This window comes from Streptomyces odontotermitis (genome assembly GCF_050510915.1).
Taxonomy (GTDB): Bacteria; Actinomycetota; Actinomycetes; order Streptomycetales; family Streptomycetaceae; genus Streptomyces.
Window position 1 is genome coordinate 92,560 of sequence record NZ_JBNJLS010000021.1, and the last position, 13,501, is coordinate 106,060.

At 72.0% G+C, this 13,501-nt stretch carries 14 protein-coding genes; 6 read left to right on the forward strand and 8 right to left on the reverse strand.

What is annotated here, in order from left to right:
- Window positions 1-55: 55 nt before the first annotated feature.
- Window positions 56-661 (reverse strand): suppressor of fused domain protein, encoded by a 606-nt coding sequence (locus ACQB60_RS37385; RefSeq protein ID WP_496930546.1) that lies wholly within the window; start codon window positions 659-661, stop codon window positions 56-58.
- Window positions 662-1,105: 444 nt separating this feature from the next.
- Between ACQB60_RS37385 and ACQB60_RS37390 the strand changes: the two genes are divergently transcribed.
- Window positions 1,106-2,230 (forward strand): magnesium and cobalt transport protein CorA, encoded by a 1,125-nt coding sequence (locus ACQB60_RS37390; RefSeq protein ID WP_496930547.1) that lies wholly within the window; start codon window positions 1,106-1,108, stop codon window positions 2,228-2,230.
- Window positions 2,231-2,264: 34 nt separating this feature from the next.
- Window positions 2,265-2,789 (forward strand): hypothetical protein, encoded by a 525-nt coding sequence (locus ACQB60_RS37395; RefSeq protein ID WP_496930548.1) that lies wholly within the window; start codon window positions 2,265-2,267, stop codon window positions 2,787-2,789.
- Between the two features lie 21 nt (window positions 2,790-2,810).
- Here the strand turns inward: ACQB60_RS37395 and ACQB60_RS37400 are convergent, their stop codons facing one another.
- Window positions 2,811-3,593, reverse strand: coding sequence for a hypothetical protein (locus ACQB60_RS37400; RefSeq protein ID WP_496930549.1), 783 nt, complete (start codon window positions 3,591-3,593; stop codon window positions 2,811-2,813).
- A 205-nt stretch (window positions 3,594-3,798) separates the two neighbouring features.
- Between ACQB60_RS37400 and ACQB60_RS37405 the strand changes: the two genes are divergently transcribed.
- From ACQB60_RS37405 to ACQB60_RS37415, 3 genes are read left to right on the forward strand one after another with little or no spacing between them, the layout of a single operon-like run.
- Window positions 3,799-5,079 carry a magnesium transporter MgtE N-terminal domain-containing protein gene (locus tag ACQB60_RS37405; RefSeq protein WP_384846725.1) on the forward strand — a complete coding sequence of 427 codons (1,281 nt, stop codon included), beginning with the start codon at window positions 3,799-3,801 and terminating at the stop codon, window positions 5,077-5,079.
- On the forward strand, window positions 5,066-5,632 hold the full coding sequence (locus tag ACQB60_RS37410) for a DUF1003 domain-containing protein (RefSeq protein ID WP_496930550.1): 567 nt from the start codon (window positions 5,066-5,068) through the stop codon (window positions 5,630-5,632). Before ACQB60_RS37405 ends, ACQB60_RS37410 begins: the two co-directional genes overlap by 14 nt.
- Before the next feature lie 44 nt (window positions 5,633-5,676).
- The gene (locus ACQB60_RS37415) at window positions 5,677-6,810 is read left to right on the forward strand and encodes an Mrp/NBP35 family ATP-binding protein (protein ID WP_384846721.1); all 1,134 of its coding nucleotides are present in this window, start codon (window positions 5,677-5,679) and stop codon (window positions 6,808-6,810) included.
- 86 nt (window positions 6,811-6,896) lie between these two features.
- Here the strand turns inward: ACQB60_RS37415 and ACQB60_RS37420 are convergent, their stop codons facing one another.
- The 5 genes from ACQB60_RS37420 to sigE all read right to left on the reverse strand — a co-directional run bounded on the left by ACQB60_RS37420 (window position 6,897) and on the right by sigE (window position 12,273).
- On the reverse strand, window positions 6,897-7,568 hold the full coding sequence (locus ACQB60_RS37420) for a hypothetical protein (RefSeq protein WP_496930551.1): 672 nt from the start codon (window positions 7,566-7,568) through the stop codon (window positions 6,897-6,899).
- Window positions 7,569-7,750: 182 nt separating this feature from the next.
- Entirely contained in the window at window positions 7,751-8,206 is a 456-nt protein-coding gene (locus ACQB60_RS37425) for a sec-independent translocase (protein ID WP_496930552.1), read from the reverse strand.
- Between the two features lie 116 nt (window positions 8,207-8,322).
- A complete protein-coding gene (locus ACQB60_RS37430; RefSeq protein WP_496930553.1) occupies window positions 8,323-10,287 on the reverse strand; it encodes a S1C family serine protease in 1,965 nt (654 codons plus the stop codon).
- A 163-nt stretch (window positions 10,288-10,450) separates the two neighbouring features.
- Window positions 10,451-11,503 (reverse strand): anti-sigma factor family protein, encoded by a 1,053-nt coding sequence (locus ACQB60_RS37435; protein ID WP_496930554.1) that lies wholly within the window; start codon window positions 11,501-11,503, stop codon window positions 10,451-10,453.
- Window positions 11,500-12,273, reverse strand: a complete 774-nt coding sequence (gene sigE / locus ACQB60_RS37440; protein ID WP_496930555.1) for an RNA polymerase sigma factor SigE — start codon at window positions 12,271-12,273, stop codon at window positions 11,500-11,502. Before sigE ends, ACQB60_RS37435 begins: the two co-directional genes overlap by 4 nt.
- Before the next feature lie 140 nt (window positions 12,274-12,413).
- On the opposite strand from sigE, the gene ACQB60_RS37445 reads away from it, so the two are divergent.
- Window positions 12,414-13,112 carry an O-methyltransferase gene (locus ACQB60_RS37445; RefSeq protein ID WP_496930609.1) on the forward strand — a complete coding sequence of 233 codons (699 nt, stop codon included), beginning with the start codon at window positions 12,414-12,416 and terminating at the stop codon, window positions 13,110-13,112.
- A gap of 118 nt (window positions 13,113-13,230) precedes the next feature.
- Here the strand turns inward: ACQB60_RS37445 and ACQB60_RS37450 are convergent, their stop codons facing one another.
- Complete coding sequence (locus tag ACQB60_RS37450; RefSeq protein WP_003966491.1) at window positions 13,231-13,398, reverse strand: DUF3117 domain-containing protein; 168 nt, start codon at window positions 13,396-13,398, stop codon at window positions 13,231-13,233.
- Between the last annotated feature and the right edge of the window lie 103 nt (window positions 13,399-13,501).

A 13,501-nucleotide genomic window follows, 5' to 3' on the forward strand; every position in this document is an offset into this window, starting at 1 on the left:
TTCAACCGGCCACCGCCCAGGCGGAGTTGAATCGGTCACACTCCCCGGACCGGACTCAGTCGAGCGCCACGGACCTGCGCAGCGGATCGCGCAGGTCCGTCCCGCTGTTCAGCCACCGCTCCTGGAGCGCCTGCGCGCCGTGCACCCGCTTCCACGCCGCCTCGTTCTGCGTCATCGGGAGCAGGGGCAGAAACCGTACGGGTTCCTTCGGCTCGTCGAGCTCCAGGTCCGCCACGAGGCCGCCCGGCTCGGCGACCAGGACCGAGGTGAACGGGGCGCCGGGCCACAGCGGTTCACCCACGTCGAGGGAGGCGCCCGGCGCCACGATCACGCCCTCCACCTGCGGCGAGGCGGCCAGCACGGCGAGCGGGCGGAGCACCTTGTCGGTCTCCGCGAGACCCCCGCGCACCGACAGGACCAGCTCCGCGCGCGGCCCCTTGACCGGGTCGGCGAGGGCGGCGGTGGGGTCGGCCATCGGGGCGGCGGACATGCCGAGCGTGGCGTAACGGACGATGTCCCCGCCGTCGTTCCCGCCCTCCGTACCGGTGAAGCGGAGCACCTCGATGCGGTCCGTGCCGAGGAAGGTCACCGCGGCGCGCGCGTCCGGTTCCCCCAGGGCGGTGCGCAGCCGGGCCTCGACCAGAGCAAGAACATCTTCCATGCGGCGAGCATAGAACTCGTACGTGGCGGGTAAAGAAGGGCCTTCGCTCTCCGGTCGGCTGATAGTGTTGGCCGCTGGTGAGTGGGCGACACGCAGAAGCGTCGTTTTCAAGCCCCGCACCATGAGACTCCCCTACGGGGGACCGGCCGGAGGAGGTGGGGCTGTCAATGGATCGAAGTCGACCGTGCAGTACCACCCGCTCTTCCGGTCACTGAGTCACGTAGCTCCGTACAGCAGCTGCCGCCTCGCGCACGCATTCCCGCGTACGACGGAAGAGCACGTCGTTTTCGTCTGATCCGTTTCAGCAGCGAAGCCGCCACCGCGATGGCGCGGTGCTCCCCGCTTTGTGGACGTGCACAGTCCCGCAGTCGCAGACGTCCTCATTCCGGGTAGTTCCGAACCTCTTTGAGGGGCGGCGGCTCATGCCCGCGAAGGAGCCTGCCCATGTCGATGATCCGTGACCTGCGCGCCGCCGTCCGCCCCTCGCTCCGCAAGGAGCACGGCACCGGCTACGGCACCTCGTACGACACGTACGACGCCACCCGTGAAGCCGCCAGCGCCGTCGTGGACTGCGCCGTGTACCGCGAGGGCCGCCGCGTCGAGAGCGACCACTGCCTCACCCCGCACGAGGCGATGCTGCAGGTGCGGCGCGACGGGGGCTTCGCGTGGATCGGCCTGCACGAGCCGACGGAGGCCGAATTCTCCGGCATCGCCGCCGAGTTCGGGCTGCACCCGCTCGCCGTCGAGGACGCCGTCCACGCCCACCAGCGCCCCAAGCTGGAGCGCTACGACGACACGCTCTTCACCGTCTTCAAGACCATCCACTACGTGGAGCACGCCGAACTCACCGCCACCAGCGAGGTGGTGGAGACCGGCGAGGTGATGTGCTTCACCGGGCGGGACTTCTTCATCACCGTGCGGCACGGCGGCCACGGCTCGCTGCGCTCCCTGCGCCGCCGCCTCCAGGAGGACCCCGAGCTGCTCGCCAAGGGCCCCTCGTCCGTCCTGCACACCATCGCCGACCACGTCGTCGACGGCTACCTCGCGGTGGCCGACGCCATGCAGGTCGACATCGACGACGTCGAGAACGAGGTGTTCGCGGCCCCCGGCAAGGGCGTCTCGCGCGGTGTCGACGCCGGGCGGATCTACCAGCTCAAGCGCGAGGTCCTGGAGTTCAAGCGGGCCGTGTCGCCGCTCCTGCGCCCCATGCAGCTGCTCAGCGAGCGGCCCATGCGGCTCGTCGACCCCGACATCCAGAAGTACTTCCGCGACGTGGCCGACCACCTCGCGCGCGTACAGGAGCAGGTCGTCGGCTTCGACGAGCTCCTCAACTCGATCCTCCAGGCCAACCTCGCGCAGGCCGCGGTCGCCCAGAACGAGGACATGCGCAAGATCACCTCCTGGGCGGCCATCATCGCCGTGCCCACGGCGGTGTGCGGGGTCTACGGCATGAACTTCGACCACATGCCGGAGCTGCACTGGCGCTTCGGCTACCCGCTGGTGCTCGGCCTCATCGGCACCGCCTGCTACGCCATCCACCGCACCCTGAAGCGGAACGGCTGGCTGTAGGCCGCCCCTTCCACCCGCTCGGTAGGCTGCGCCCATGACTGCTGCTGAGACGTCCGCCGACGCGCTGCTGGGGCAGGCCCTCGTCGAAGAGGCCACCAAGAAGTCCGGCCTCATCTGGGTCCAGGGCGAGGGCCCCGCCCGCGCCCTGTGGCACGCGTGGCACGACGGCGCGGCCCACCTCGTCGGCGACGGCCCCGGCGAGCAGCCGCTGGCCGGGCTCACCGACGGCGGCAGCGCCGAAGTGACCGTCCGCAGCAAGGACAAGGGCGGCCGCCTGGTCGCCTGGACCGCCACGGTCACCGAACTCGCCCCGCACAGCGAGGCGTGGGAGGCGGCGGTCGCCGAGCTCAAGGGGAAGCGGCTCAACGCCCCCGACGGCGAGCAGATGACGGGGCGGTGGGCCGCCGAGTGCCGGGTGCTGCGGCTGACTCCGCAGGACGCCCGCACCGACCTGCCGGACGCCTCGCTGGCGGCGCCTCCGCTGCCGACGTCCGCCACGACCCGGCACGCCGCACCGGAGGCGCTGCCCCGGCTGCTGCTCAAGCGCAGGAAGCGGTAGCCCGCGCCCCCGTAGCGCCTCTCACGACGTGGGCAACTGCTTCCCGTAGTCCACCATCTCGCTCTTGTCCGGTTCCTTGAGCGCGAAGTCCTTGTTCCAGTCGGCGAGTTGGAGCGTGCCCGCGCCGCCCGCCCGCTCCAGGAGCAGGGGGTAGGGCTTGCCGTTCAGGGAGACGTTCAGGGTGCCGCCGGAGCCGTCGTCGCCGGTGATCTTGATGGTGGGGGTCCCGGCGGTCTCGCCCCGGTCGCCCGTGGCCAGCTCGCCGTGGAGCGTGAGCATCCCCGCGAGCAGCACGTCCTTGTCGGTGAAGCCGCTCAGCTGCTCGTACGAGGGATCGCCCTTGGGCACCTTGACGTACTTACCGTCGAGCTTGGCCGCCGCCGTGCTGTCCGACGGCGAACCGGCGGACTCGCCCTTGCCGCCGCCCTGGCCGTCCTGGTGGCTCCAGAACTCCGAGTCGGCCTTCAGATAGAGCTCCTCGCCGACCCGCAGCAGCCGGAACGTCTGCCCCTTGGAGGTGACGGAGCCGGTGCCGCCGTCGTCCTTCAGGCGCATGTCGAGCTTGTACGTGTGCCCCTTGCTGACCAGCGACCCGGAGAGCCGTACCGAGGACGCGGCCTGCGCGGCGGCCCGGGACTTGCTCTGGATCTGCTGGGCGGAGAGCTTGCCCACGCCGTTCGTGCCCGCGTCCGGGTCGTCCCCGCCGCACCCCGTGAGCCCGGTGCCCACGACGACGAGGCCCGCGCACGCAGCGCCGAGGAGGGCGGCCCTGCGGCCGTGGCGACCCTGCGGAATGACGGTCACTGGTGGGCTGCCTCTCGTACGGGATGCGGAGTCCGGCGGATCCAGCAGTACGGCAGCGTACCCGTGCCGCCTACGCAGATCGGCGTCAGTCCGTCCGGACCCGGTGCCGGAGCGCGAAGGACCGGGACGGGCTAGCCTGAAGCCCGTATCAGCGCATATATGCCTGGATGAGTAGACAGATCCGTATGAAAGGGAGGCGCGTGGCATGGCGGCAGGCGCCCCCCGGATCTTCGTCTCCCATCTGTCCGGCACCGCCGTCTTCGACCCCAACGGCGACCAGGTGGGACGCGTGCGCGACCTGGTGGCCATGCTGCGGGTCGGCAAGAAGCCGCCGCGGCTGCTCGGGCTCGTCGTCGAACTCTCCACGCGCCGCCGCATCTTCCTGCCCATGACCCGGGTCACCGGCATCGAGTCGGGCCAGGTCATCACCACCGGCGTGGTCAACGTCCGCCGGTTCGAGCAGCGGCCCACCGAGCGGCTCGTCCTCGGCGAGATGCTGGACCGCCGGGTCCGGCTCGTCGAGACCGGCGAGGAGGTTGCCGTCCTCGACGTCTCCGTGCAGCAGCTCCCGGCCCGCCGGGACTGGGAGATCGACCGGGTCTTCGTACGGAAGGGGAAGGCGGGGGCGCTCCGGCGCAAGGGCGAGACGCTGACCGTGGAGTGGTCGGCCGTCACCGGGTTCTCCCTGGAGGAGCACGGCCAGGGCGCCGAGAACCTCCTCGCCACCTTCGAGCAGCTGCGCCCCGCCGACCTCGCCAACGTCCTGCACCACCTGTCGGCGAAGCGGCGCGCGGAGGTGGCCGCGGCCCTCGACGACGACCGGCTCGCCGACGTCCTCGAGGAGCTCCCCGAGGACGACCAGATCGAGATCCTCGGCAAGCTGAAGGAGGAGCGCGCCGCCGACGTCCTGGAGGCCATGGACCCGGACGACGCCGCCGACCTCCTCGCCGAGCTCCCCGAGGACGACAAGGAGCGGCTGCTCACGCTCATGCAGCCGGACGACGCGGCCGACGTGCGGCGCCTGATGGCCTACGAGGAGCGCACCGCGGGCGGTCTCATGACCACCGAGCCCATCGTGCTGCGGCCCGACTCCACCGTCGCCGACGCCCTCGCCCGCGTCCGCATGGAGGACCTCTCCCCCGCGCTCGCCGCCCAGGTCTACGTGTGCCGCCCGCCGGACGAGACGCCGACCGGCAAATACCTCGGCACCGTGCACTTCCAGCGGCTGCTGCGCGACCCCCCGTACACCCTCGTCAGCTCGATCCTCGACGACGACCTGCGGCCGCTGAGCCCGCAGGCGCCGCTGCCCGCCGTGGCCGGGTTCTTCGCCACGTACGACATGGTGGCGGCGCCCGTCGTCGACGACAGCGGCTCGCTGCTCGGCGCGGTCACCGTCGACGACGTGCTCGACCACATGCTGCCGGACGACTGGCGCGAGACCGAGTTCCACCAGGAGGAAGGGGGCGACCACCATGGCGGCGGCTGACCGCGAGCGGGACGGCGCCAGGCCGGAGGCGGCCCGGCCGCCCCGGCTCCGCCTCGACCAGCCACGGGCGCCCCGGCGCAAGCTGCTGCCGGAGTACGACCCGGAGGCGTTCGGGCGGCTCTCGGAGCGGATCGCGCGGTTCCTCGGCACGGGGCGCTTCATCGTCTGGATGACGGTCATCATCATCCTGTGGGTGGTGTGGAACATCGCGGCCCCGGACGACCTCCGCTTCGACCAGTACCCGTTCATCTTCCTCACGCTGATGCTGTCCCTGCAGGCGTCGTACGCGGCCCCGCTGATCCTGCTCGCGCAGAACCGCCAGGACGACCGCGACCGCGTCAACCTCGAACAGGACCGGCGGCAGAACGAGCGGTCCATCGCGGACACCGAGTACCTGACCCGGGAGATCGCCTCGCTGCGCATGGGCCTCGGCGAGGTGGCGACCCGCGACTGGATCCGCTCCGAACTCCAGGACCTGGTCAAGGAGCTGGAGGAGCAGCGCGCCGTATTCCCGCCGGAGGCGGGCGGCGGACGTGACGTAGGCGACCGCTGACGGCCCTTTCCCGAGCCCCGTTACCGAGCCGTACTATCGACTCCATGGCTACGGAAGACGCGGTGCGCGAAGCACTGGCGACGGTGAACGACCCCGAGATCCAGCGACCCATCACCGAGTTGGGGATGGTCAAATCGGTCGACATCGGCGCGGACGGGACCGTCGCGGTCACCGTGTACCTGACGGTCTCCGGCTGCCCGATGCGCGACACCATCACCACGAACGTCCAGGAGGCCGTCGGCCGCGTCGAGGGCGTCACCCGCGTCGACGTCACGCTCGACGTGATGAGCGACGAGCAGCGCAAGGAGCTCGCTGCCGCGCTCCGCGGCGGCACCGCCGAGCGCGAGGTCCCCTTCGCCAAGCCGGGCTCGCTGACCCGGGTCTACGCGGTCGCGTCCGGCAAGGGCGGCGTCGGCAAGTCCTCGGTGACGGTGAACCTCGCGGCCGCTCTCGCGGCGGACGGCCTCAAGGTCGGCGTCGTGGACGCGGACATCTACGGCCACAGCGTGCCCCGCATGCTCGGCGCCGAGGGCCGGCCCACCCAGGTCGAGAACATGATCATGCCTCCGTCGGCGAACGGCGTGAAGGTCATCTCGATCGGCATGTTCACGCCCGGCAACGCCCCGGTCGTCTGGCGCGGCCCGATGCTCCACCGCGCCCTCCAGCAGTTCCTCGCGGACGTCTTCTGGGGCGACCTGGACGTGCTCCTGCTCGACCTGCCGCCGGGGACGGGCGACATCGCCATCTCGGTCGCGCAGCTCGTGCCGAACGCCGAGATCCTCGTCGTGACGACCCCGCAGCAGGCCGCCGCCGAGGTCGCCGAGCGCGCGGGCTCCATCGCCGTGCAGACCCACCAGAAGATCGTGGGCGTCGTCGAGAACATGTCCGGGCTGCCCTGCCCGCACTGCGGCGAGATGGTCGACGTGTTCGGCACCGGCGGCGGCCAGAAGGTCGCCGAGGGCCTGACCAAGACCACGGGCGCCAACGTTCCCGTCCTCGGCTCCATCCCGATCGACGTCCGCCTGCGCGAGGGCGGCGACGAGGGCAAGCCGGTCGTCCTGTCCGACCCGGACTCGCCCGCGGGCTCGGCGCTGCGCACGATCGCGGGCAAGCTGGGCGGGCGCCAGCGCGGGCTCTCGGGGATGTCCCTGGGGATCACGCCGCGCAACAAGTTCTGATTCTGAGCAGTTCCGCTCGTCCCGGCATACGAGGAAGGGGGCGCCGTCATCGCGACGGCGCCCCCTTCCTCGTACGTACCGGAGCTCTAACCCGCGTACTCCGTGATGTCCTTGACCACCGAGAAGCCCAGGCCGTACGCGCTCATGCCGCGCCCGTACGCGCCCAGGTGGACGCCCTCCTTGGTGGAGCCCGCGAGCACCCAGCCGAACTCGGACTCGCGGTAGTGGAACGGGGTCGGGACCCCGTCCACCGGCAGCGAGAGCGTGGACCAGTCCGCGCCGTGCAGATCGTCGGCGAGCACCCACGCGGTCTCGGTCTGCTGGTCCAGCCAGTCGTCGCGCAGGGTGTGGTCCATCTGGCCCGGCCAGGTGAAGGACAGCAGTCCGACGCCGGCCAGCCAGGCCGCCGAGGAGACCGAGGTGGCCTCCAGGACGCCCGTGCCGTCGGCGCTGCGCCGCACGGGGTTGGCCGCGATGGTCACCACGACCGCGAAGCGCTCCTTGTCGCTGTTGCCGAGGCTCCCCTCGGCGCGGACCGAGGGCTCATCGCCGTGGCCGATCGAACCGTGCTCCACCGCGCCGTCCGCAGCCGTGCCGACCTGCATCAGCCAGCGCTGTCCCGTGAACGCCTCGTCGAGGCCGTACCAGGGGAAGGGCGCCAGCAGGTAGCCGTCGACCGTGCGTCGGGCGGAGGGCACCGCTTGGGCAGTGCCGTCCTCGGTCGGCGCCTGCGCGCCCACCCGACTTGTCGTCTCCATGTACCCGGCCGCCTCCTCGCTCTCGTCGGTCCGGAGCGGCCCGCCCCCCTCGGGCGTCCTCACGCCGGACAACAAGGCAGGATAGCCACACCTCTTGCGCGGGGGTTCGAGGCAGGGGGCGGCGGCAGGTCATCTGGCCGGTCTCAGACGGTTCCTGAGCGGGCGGCCGGGCCCGGTGCGGCTCAGGTGGCGTCGGCGTCGAACGGGGGCCGCTCGTCGGCCGTGACGGCCTCCGGCTTCTTCACCATGTCGGGCTTCTTGCGCATGTCGAGCTTGCCGCCGGACGCGTCGCCGTCGGCGTCGGAGGTGTCGCTGTCGCGGCCGTGCACCGCGTCCGCCACCTCGTTGATCTCCTTCTTCAGGTCGAATCCGTTACGGATTTCCTTCAGACCGAGCTCGTCGTTGTCCAGCTGCTTGCGGATGAACTTCTTCGGGTTGAGGTCGTCGAACTCGAAGTCCTTGAACTCCGGGCCGAGCTCATCCCTGATGTCCCGCTTCGCGCTGTCCGAGAACTCGCGGATCTTGCGCAGCGTGCGCGAGGCGTCCTGGATCAGCTTGGGCAGCTTGTCCGGGCCGAAGATGAGCACGGCGAGGACGACAAGCGCCACCACTTCCAGGGGGCCAACGTCTGTGAACACCTTCAGCTCCTCGCCATCCGAACCTCGACCACGGTACCCGGCGAGGCTGTCCGTCCGGTAGCCGCTGGGCAACAACGTGGATCAGGATCGGTGCTGCCGTCCATGACCGCCCTCGGTCACCCGTCCGAGGCGCCGAGCACCAGGGTCACCTTCCGCTGGGCGCCGCCGCGCTCGACCGTCAGCTGGAGGCTGTCCTTCGGCCGGTGCGCCCGGACCTTGACGATGAGTTCCTCGCCGGAGTGGACGCGCTGTCCGTCGACCTCGGTGATGACGTCGCGGGGCTTGATCCCGGCCCTGTCGCCGGGGCCGCCGCGGTTGACGGCCGGGCCGCCGGTGTTGCCCTTGACCGCGACGCGGGCGCCGTCGCCCGAGTACTCCATGTCGAGTGTGACGCCGATCACCGGGTGCGTGGCCTTGCCGGTGTTGATGAGCTCCTCGGCGACGCGCTTGCCCTGGTTGACCGGGATGGCGAAGCCGAGCCCGATGGACCCGGCCTGGCCGCCCTCGGGCTGTGAGCCGTTGTCGGCGGAGCGGATGGCGCTGTTGATGCCGATGACGCGGCCCTGCGAGTCGACCAGCGGGCCGCCCGAGTTGCCCGGGTTGATGGGGGCGTCCGTCTGCAGGGCGTCGACGTAGCTGATGTCGCTGCCGTCGCCCTTCTCGCCGCCCGCGGTGATGGGGCGCTCCTTGGCGCTGATGATGCCCGAGGTCACCGTGTTCTCGAGGTCGAAGGGCGCGCCGATGGCCACGACGGGGTCGCCGACCTGGACGTTCTCCGAGTTGCCGAGGGGCAGCGGCCGCAAGCCCCGGACGCCGGAGACCTTCACGACGGCGAGGTCGTAACCGGTGTCGCGGCCCACGACCTTGGCCTTGGCGCTCTGGCCGCCGCTGAACGTCACGGAGATGTCGCCGCCCGAAGCGGCGGGCTCCACCACGTGGTTGTTGGTGAGGATGTGGCCCTTGCCGTCGAGGACGAAGCCGGTGCCGGTGCCCTGTCCGTCGTCGCCGCGCACATGCAGGGTGACGACGCCGGGCAGCGAGCGCGCGGCGATCCCCGCGACGCTCTCCTTGGGCCGGGCCTTGGACTCGGCGCCGGGCTGGTCCAGTTGTACGTCGCCGAAGCTGCCGTCGCGCTCCAGGTAGGCCCCGGCGACGCCCCCGACGAGGCCCGAGATGACGGCGACGACGGCGGTGTAGGTCACGAAGATCCGCCGGCTGCTCTTCTGCCGCTTCTCCTTGGACGGGGGCGGCAGGGCCCCGTTCTGCTGCAGCGGTGCGTTCGCGTTCCAGGGGTCGTAGCCCTGCCAGGCGGGGGCCGGGGCGGGGGCCGGGGCGGCGGCCTGCTGGGCCTGTGCCTGCGGGGGCTGGGGCTGAGGGACCTGTGGTGCTTGTGGTGCTTGTGGTGCTTGTGGTGCTTGTGGCACCTGTGGTGCCTGTGGCTGGGGCGCCTGCGGGGGGATGTGGGTCCCGTGCGTCGGTGTGGTGACCGCCGGGGGCTGCGGGGCTTGCGGGGCCTGCGGCGGCAGTTGGGTGCCGTGGGCCGGGGTCGCCACCGGATGCTGGACGGGCGGCGCGGGCGCCCAGGGGCCGGGCTCACCGTAGGGCGGGGTGCTGTAGGGGTCGGGGTCGTGGAGGGGGCGGGGGCGCTCGGCGTCGGCCGGGGCGGGCGCGGGCGTCTGGGGTGCGGCGGCGTCCGCGGGGGAGGTCGTCCCCGCGTGGGGAGCCGCCTCCGCGAGGGGAGCCGCCTCCTGCTGAGGCACCGCGTCCCGCTGGGGTATCGCGTCCTGCGCGGATATCGCGTCGTGCCCTGCCGTGGGAGGCGCGTCCGCCCCGGCGGGGAGCGGCGCACCCGGCACCGGGACAGATGCCTCGCCCGACCCGGCCAGGGACGGCGGCACGTCCGCCCCGGCGCTCAGCGGCGCACCCGGTCCCGCGGCAGACGGCGCGGCACCCGGCCCGGCCATGGGCGGTTCCTCCGGCCCGGCGACGGGCGGCGGCGTGTCCATGCCCTCGGGCGCCCCCGGCGCCTGGGCCCTGGGACGGCTCCACCACTTCGCCTTCGTGGGCTTCCCCTCGTCCATGCTCTCCCCACAACTGGCCTGCGGCGGGAGCCCGTTGAGCCCCCGCCGCGCGGCGGTAGCCGCTACCTTGACTGTTTTCCGGGCCCCGCACACGCCGGAATCCCCGGCGGGCCTTGGCCCACCGAGGATTCAATCAGGTTCCGCCGCCGTCGCGCAGAGCGCGTCAGCGGATGGACGTCGAGCCGGCCTGCGAAGCCCGCAGGGGCGTCGAGGACGGTACGGCCGCGGGATCGGCCGGGGCGCCCGCCGCTCCCAGGGGCGGCACCACGGGTCCGGCGGCGGCCGTCGCGGAGGGCGAGGCCGAGGACGACGGGGACGGGTCGGAGGGAGGAGTCGGTGTCGCCGGGCGTATCAGCGGCGACATCACCGCGGCCCCGGCGCTCAGCGGCGCCGTGAGCTCATGCAGGCCGGGCAGCGACGCGCCCCCGTCCGCGGGCGGAGCGGGCATCGACGGCACCCCCGGCAGCAGCGGCGCCGCCGCCTCGGTCGGGGAGACCGGCGCGGACAGGGCGCCGGGCCGCTGGCCGCGCAGGGCGAAGGGACCCGGGCCCCGGCGGCGCAGGGAGTCGGGGGTGGCCGCCGAGGCGCCCGTGCCCGCCGAACGCTGCGGCGTCACATTACTGTTGCTGCCCGAGCCGCTCGCGCGGTCCGTCGTGTCCGTGGGGACGCCCGCCGAGACACCGCCGAGCGCTATCGCCGCGAGCGAGACCGCGCCCGCCGCGGCGAAGGCGAACCGCCGCCCGCGCCAGGCCGACCGCTCCGCCTCGTGGCGGCTGACGTCATGGATGCGGAAGCCCCGCCCCGCGCTGGGCAGCACGGCGGCATGGGCGCCCGAGGGCACGTACTCAAAGGGCTCGGCGCGTGAGCCGAAGAGCCCGGACGGGGGCAGCCCGGCCGAGTCGGTGGAGCCCGTCGCGAAGCCTTCGTCACCGAAGGGGCTTCTCGGGCCTGACGGGTCACCTCCGGGGAGGCCCTGGAGGCGGGCGAGGAAGCTGTCGGACGGAGGCGGCGGGGCGGTCTGTGCGAAGACGCTCTTCAGCCGCCGCTGCGCGTCGGCCTCGGTCTTGCACATCGCGCAGGTCGCCAGATGTGCGAGGACGCGCTCGCGCGCGTCATGGCCCAACTCCCCGTCCACCAGGGCGGCGAGTCGGTCCCCCAGATGCTGCTCGGCCTCGGCGAGATGCCGCTCGGCAGGATTCGACCGTGATCCACTCACGCGGTCGCGCCCCCTCCTCCCAGCGCCAGGGCTCCGGTGACCGCGAGCGAGCGGCGCTCGGCGCGGGCCTCGGGCGAGCGGTGGGACAGGGCCTTGCGCAGCTGCGAGCGGCCACGGTGGATACGGCTGCGGACCGTACCGAGCTTGACCCCGAGGGTCGCGGCGATCTCCTCGTACGACAGGCCCTCGATGTCGCAGAGGACCACGGCGGCACGGAACTCGGGGGCGAGGGTGTCGAGGGCCTGCTGGACGTCCGCGTCGAAGTGCGTGTCGTTGAACACCTGCTGCGGGGAGGGCTCACGGCTGGGGAGACGCTCGGCGGCGTCGTCCCCCAGGGCGTCGAAGCGGATGCGCTGCTTGCGGCGCACCATGTCCAGGAAGAGGTTCGTGGTGATGCGGTGCAGCCAGCCCTCGAAGGTGCCGGGCGTGTACGTCGACAACGAGCGGAAGACGCGGACGAAGACCTCCTGCGTGAGGTCCTCGGCGTCGTGCTGGTTGCCCGTCAGGCGGTAGGCGAGGCGGTAGACGCGGCCGCTGTGCGTGCTGACGATCTCCTCCCAGGTGGGCGGAGTCCACGCCTGCGATTCCGCGTCAGCGGCAAAGGTCGCGGTCTGCGCGGAGTCGGCGGTGTGGGTTCGTGCAGCGGTGTTGGTCACGGATTTCGGCTCACCCGCCAATCCGAGAAAGCGCCTCAGCGCTCCTCCCCGATCCGCGGACGCAGCCGCACCTCCCCTGTCGGCTCTGGTGGTGTCCAGTGGAGCCCCTACCATAACCACCCCGCCCGTTAGCTCCGGATAAGCGTTTTTACCGAGATTTGCCAGTTGGCCGTACGTGAATTCCGTACGCGCCTCAACGGGTTGTGCCCCGTCTCGGCCGCAGGCCCTCACACCCCTTCTAAACGCCCGGTCCCATCTGCGGGTTCCCGCCCCCAACGGATACAGTCACGGCCAGGCATACACGGGGACAGGAGAGGGCCATTACCGGCAACCGGCAGACGAGCTGGGCGTTCGCTGACGCCTTTGTCGCCGAGGACGAAGCTCTGCGCTGGGCCCGGGACCGGGCCCGCGAGGCGGGGCTGCCCTCGGTGTCGCCCGGCACCGGCGCCGCGCTGCGGTTGCTCGCCGCCACCGCCGACGCCAAGGCGGTCGCCGAGATCGGTACGGGCACGGGCGTGTCCGGCATCCATCTGCTGCACGGCATGCGCCCCGACGGCGTCCTCACCACCGTCGACCCGGAGCCGGAGCGCCAGCAGTTCGCCCGGCAGGCGTTCCGGGCGGCCGGCTTCGCCGGGAACCGCGCGCGGTTCATCCCCGGCCGCGCCCTCGACGTCCTGCCGCGCCTCGCGGACGGAGGCTATGACCTCGTCTTCTGTGACGGCGACCGCATGGAGTGCCTCGACTATCTCGCTGAATCGTTGCGCCTCCTCCGCCCCGGCGGCCTCGTCTGCTTCGAGGGCGTCTTCTCGGACGGGCGGACGGTGGACTCGGGGCCGCAGCCCGTGGAGGTGCTGCGCCTGCGCGAACTGCTGCGGGCGGTGCGGGAGAGCCAGGACCTGGTGCCCACGCTGCTGCCGGTGGGAGACGGACTGCTCTGCGCGGTCAAGAAGTAGGTCCTCGCGAAGGCGACCCCATCAAGATCACGTACGGCCTCGGGACCCCGGACACAGCGCTGCCCCGGACCGTCGTACGATGCCGGGGCAGTGCATGAAAAGTGTGGGCGCTTCCGCGTCAGCCGACGACCTTCTTCAGGGCGTCGCCGAGCGCGTCGGCCTCGTCCGGGGTCAGTTCGACGACAAGTCGACCGCCGCCTTCGAGGGGAACGCGCATGACGATGCCCCGCCCCTCCTTGGTCACCTCGAGCGGGCCGTCGCCCGTCCGCGGCTTCATGGCCGCCATGCTCGTTCCCCTTCCTGAAACCAGCTCATCGCAGCCGACAACCCAGGTGTCACCGGCATCGAACACATTGCTTCCAGGCCATTATCCCGCATCGCAGGACCCG

What these genes read in the sequence shown, in the direction of transcription:
- ACQB60_RS37385 (WP_496930546.1), bottom strand. Translation starts at nt 661, where the DNA reads ATGGAAGATGTTCTTGCTCTGGTCGAGGCCCGGCTGCGCACCGCCCTG.
- ACQB60_RS37390 (WP_496930547.1), top strand. Translation starts at nt 1,106, where the DNA reads ATGTCGATGATCCGTGACCTGCGCGCCGCCGTCCGCCCCTCGCTCCGC.
- ACQB60_RS37395 (WP_496930548.1), top strand. Translation starts at nt 2,265, where the DNA reads ATGACTGCTGCTGAGACGTCCGCCGACGCGCTGCTGGGGCAGGCCCTC.
- ACQB60_RS37405 (WP_384846725.1), top strand. Translation starts at nt 3,799, where the DNA reads ATGGCGGCAGGCGCCCCCCGGATCTTCGTCTCCCATCTGTCCGGCACC.
- ACQB60_RS37410 (WP_496930550.1), top strand. Translation starts at nt 5,066, where the DNA reads ATGGCGGCGGCTGACCGCGAGCGGGACGGCGCCAGGCCGGAGGCGGCC.
- ACQB60_RS37415 (WP_384846721.1), top strand. Translation starts at nt 5,677, where the DNA reads ATGGCTACGGAAGACGCGGTGCGCGAAGCACTGGCGACGGTGAACGAC.
- ACQB60_RS37420 (WP_496930551.1), bottom strand. Translation starts at nt 7,568, where the DNA reads ATGGAGACGACAAGTCGGGTGGGCGCGCAGGCGCCGACCGAGGACGGC.
- ACQB60_RS37430 (WP_496930553.1), bottom strand. Translation starts at nt 10,287, where the DNA reads ATGGACGAGGGGAAGCCCACGAAGGCGAAGTGGTGGAGCCGTCCCAGG.
- sigE (WP_496930555.1), bottom strand. Translation starts at nt 12,273, where the DNA reads ATGGTAGGGGCTCCACTGGACACCACCAGAGCCGACAGGGGAGGTGCG.
- ACQB60_RS37450 (WP_003966491.1), bottom strand. Translation starts at nt 13,398, where the DNA reads ATGGCGGCCATGAAGCCGCGGACGGGCGACGGCCCGCTCGAGGTGACC.